We start from the raw sequence: 3,206 nt of genomic DNA on the forward strand, positions 1-3,206 counted from the left end.
CAACACGACACCAGGATTAATGTCTGAAGGGTGGAGCAAGAAAAAGTTTGAGCCATTTCTCCAATTCTCCCTTTTCCCCATTTCTCCTTGTTTACACTTCTAATGTATAGCCCTGAACGGTTACAATTATTGAAAGGTTAATAATATGACTTGTAATAAATGTCAAATCAACTTTTTGGATAACACCAATTCCTTATTATGTCCAGAATGTAACGAAGAAATTAGTACCAGTAAAAATTTACCTATCAGTGCGATTGATATTGTATTTGAACCACATTATCAGATAGACAAAAGATATGAAATTATTAGTTCAATTGGTAGAGGAGGAGTAGGAATTGTTTATAAGGCTAAAGATTTTATATTAGATGAGATAGTGGCGTTGAAAGTCCTTGCCCCGGGTCTATCTATGAATCAAGAAATTGTCGAACGATTCAAACAAGAAACAAAGATTACTCGCAGACTAAGCCATGATAATATAATCAGGATATATGATATTGGTCGGTTTGATAATAGATGGTATATTTCTATGGAGTATGTTGATGGTCAGGACCTGAAGAGTATACTTCAAGAAAGAAACATTTTATCTCCGATTGAGACGGTTGGAGTTATAAAACAGGTATTAAAGGCACTGCAAGTAGTCCATGAAAACCAGATTATAAATCGTGATATAAAACCACAGAATATCCTTATTAGAAAAGACGGAATAGTAAAGATAGGAGATTTTAGTATAGCTAAATCTGCCGAGCTTAATGGTTTAACCAGTCCTGACCTTCTGATAGTTGGTTCTCCAGAGTATATGTCTCCGGAGCAAGTTAAAGGAGAAAAAATTGATGCTCGAACTGATATTTATTCAGTAGGCATTGTCATGTATGAACTTCTTACAGGCAAACCTCCTTTTGGCTCTGATACATTAATTGCCATTGCCTATAAGCACATATTTGAAACTCCTATTTCACCTAAAGAGTTAAATCCTCAAATTCCGGTATGGTTAGATAATATTACAAGAAAATGTTTAGCAAAAGCCCCTGAAAAGAGATATCAGGAGGTAAAAGAGTTACTTTCAGACTTAGAAATGCATCGTGTCCCAAAGATTGATTTTGAGCAAAAAAGAGATGAAATTACCATTAATAAAGAAACCTTTTTGAAATTGAAAAAGATTACAATTTTAAGCATAATTGGTATCATTATCGCGGTGAGTATAGCTGGTTATTTTATCCAGAAATATAATAAAAATCAAAATACACTTCAAATTACACAAAGAGATTATGCAAAGAAATTATATACATTGCAAACTAAATTACAGAATTTAGAAGGAGTGAAACAAAACTTAGAGGCTCAAATGCAGATAGCAAATCAGAAAATAGAGAATGCTGAAAACGAAAAAAAAGAATTAATTACCCAGTTAGAAAGAGTTAAATCTCTATCTCCAAAAGCAGATTTTCCAATTCCTTCAGAAATGGTATTAGTTGAGGGAGGTGAATTTATTATGGGAATGCACAATGGAGACAATACATATCCACAACGCAAAGTTTATTTAGCTAGTTTCTATATTGATAAGTATGAAGTAACTAATGAACAGTATATTAGGTTTTTAAATGCGATGGGCAAGCACGACGGTTATATTAATCTTGAGTCTGAATATTGTAAGATAGAAAAACCAAACGGTCTGTATAAGGTAAAGGCTGGGTATGAAAAATATCCAGTCGTAGAGGTTAGCTGGGATGGAGCAAATAGATATGCCAGATGGGCAGGAAAACGCCTACCTACTGAGGCAGAATGGGAAAAGGCGGCAAGAGGCACAGAGGGAAGAAAATACCCCTGGGGAGATATATTTGACCGAAATAAATGTAATATCAGCATGCAAAGAGTAACACCAGTGGGAAATTTTCCACAGGGAAAGAGCCCTTATGGTTGTGAAGATATGGCTGGAAATGTCTGTGAATGGGTTGCAGATTGGTATGATAGTAATTATTATGAAAATAGTCCTTCAATAAATCCTAAAGGACCAAATATTGGTCATTATCGTGTTTGGCGTGGTGGCTCCTATCTGGGAAATCAAATTACTACCCAATGTTTTATCCGAAACTATCTTGCCCCAGATAAATCACGAAATAGCAGTGGTTTTAGATGCGCCAGGGACGCTAAAGAGAGGTAATCAGTAATCGGGACTCGGGACTCGGGGTTCGAGACTCGGGAAGGCTGGTAGCCACAGGCTTCAGCCTGCGTTGCTCGACTTCAGCATCCCCGCCCGTATCCTTCATTTATTTTTATCATCAATTTGTGCCCTGCAGGGGCATGAGCGTTTCCTCTGAAAATATCCGCAGATTTCGCAGAGGACACCAAATTTTTATTTTTTTGTCTCCCCCGCTGGCGGAATTAAGGGGTTAGGGGATTCTTTTATTCCCGAGTCCCGAGCCCCGAGTCCCGAGCCCCGAGTCCTGCGGTGAACGGTTAATAATTTCGCAATTAATTCTTTTGGCTCTGTAGAATAGATAATTTTTGAACCTGTGGGTTTTTTAATCGTTTCAACAATCCTTTTAATTTCATCTGCTATTCCGCCACTTCCTTCTAAAACACCAATAAGTTTTCCTTCGTCATAAGCGATTGCGAATTCACCGAGTGTTCCAGAGCGTCCTCCAACAATAATGACAATATCACAACTGCGGACCGCGGTTACTTCACGTCCCATTAAACCACTCCCGGTATAAATCATCACATCAATTTCATCTGCTGGCGAACGAAATATTTTAATATGTTCTTCTAATGTTAAGGCTGGAGAAATACCTATGGTCATACCTCCTTGTGCTTTAGCACCTTTAGTTGCCTCATAGGGTAATCCAGGACAACCACCGGTAAGTATGGCACAACCCCACCTGGCTATTTCCTCTCCTAAAATATAAGCCTTTTTAACAATTTCCGGGTTTAATTCCCCTTCGGAAGTACCCATAACACCAACTCTTATCTTCATTTTTCAATCCTCCTTGTATTTGGTAATTGGTAATTGGTAACTGGTAACTGGTAATTGGTAATTGGTAACTGGTAACTGGTAATTGGTAACTGGTAACTGGTAATTGGTAATTATACTCAACACCGTTACAAATTGCGATTTTAGAGATGGTTCACTTTAGCGTGAAAGCTTGCGGTTAAAAAATGGATATGAAATTAGAAATTGGGGAAAGAAGTGAAGACCTAATTTCTAATTTCCA

General features: G+C 37.5%; 3 protein-coding genes. 1 reads left to right on the forward strand and 2 read right to left on the reverse strand.

The window, feature by feature from the left end:
• Positions 1-145 precede the first annotated feature (145 nt).
• The gene (locus tag AB1414_17960) at positions 146-2,155 is read left to right on the forward strand and encodes an SUMF1/EgtB/PvdO family nonheme iron enzyme (protein MEW6609299.1); all 2,010 of its coding nucleotides are present in this window, start codon (positions 146-148) and stop codon (positions 2,153-2,155) included.
• A gap of 192 nt (positions 2,156-2,347) precedes the next feature.
• Here the strand turns inward: AB1414_17960 and AB1414_17965 are convergent, their stop codons facing one another.
• Positions 2,348-2,968, reverse strand: a complete 621-nt coding sequence (locus AB1414_17965; protein ID MEW6609300.1) for a hypothetical protein — start codon at positions 2,966-2,968, stop codon at positions 2,348-2,350.
• 3 nt (positions 2,969-2,971) lie between these two features.
• The gene (locus AB1414_17970; GenBank protein MEW6609301.1) at positions 2,972-3,091 is read right to left on the reverse strand and encodes a hypothetical protein; all 120 of its coding nucleotides are present in this window, start codon (positions 3,089-3,091) and stop codon (positions 2,972-2,974) included.
• Between the last annotated feature and the right edge of the window lie 115 nt (positions 3,092-3,206).

Source organism: bacterium (assembly GCA_040755795.1).
Taxonomy (GTDB): domain Bacteria; phylum UBA9089; class CG2-30-40-21; order CG2-30-40-21; family SBAY01; genus JBFLXS01.

Bases quoted from the DNA above. Each gene is read 5' to 3' on its own strand.
- AB1414_17965 (MEW6609300.1), bottom strand. From the start codon at position 2,968: ATGAAGATAAGAGTTGGTGTTATGGGTACTTCCGAAGGGGAATTAAAC.
- AB1414_17960 (MEW6609299.1), top strand. From the start codon at position 146: ATGACTTGTAATAAATGTCAAATCAACTTTTTGGATAACACCAATTCC.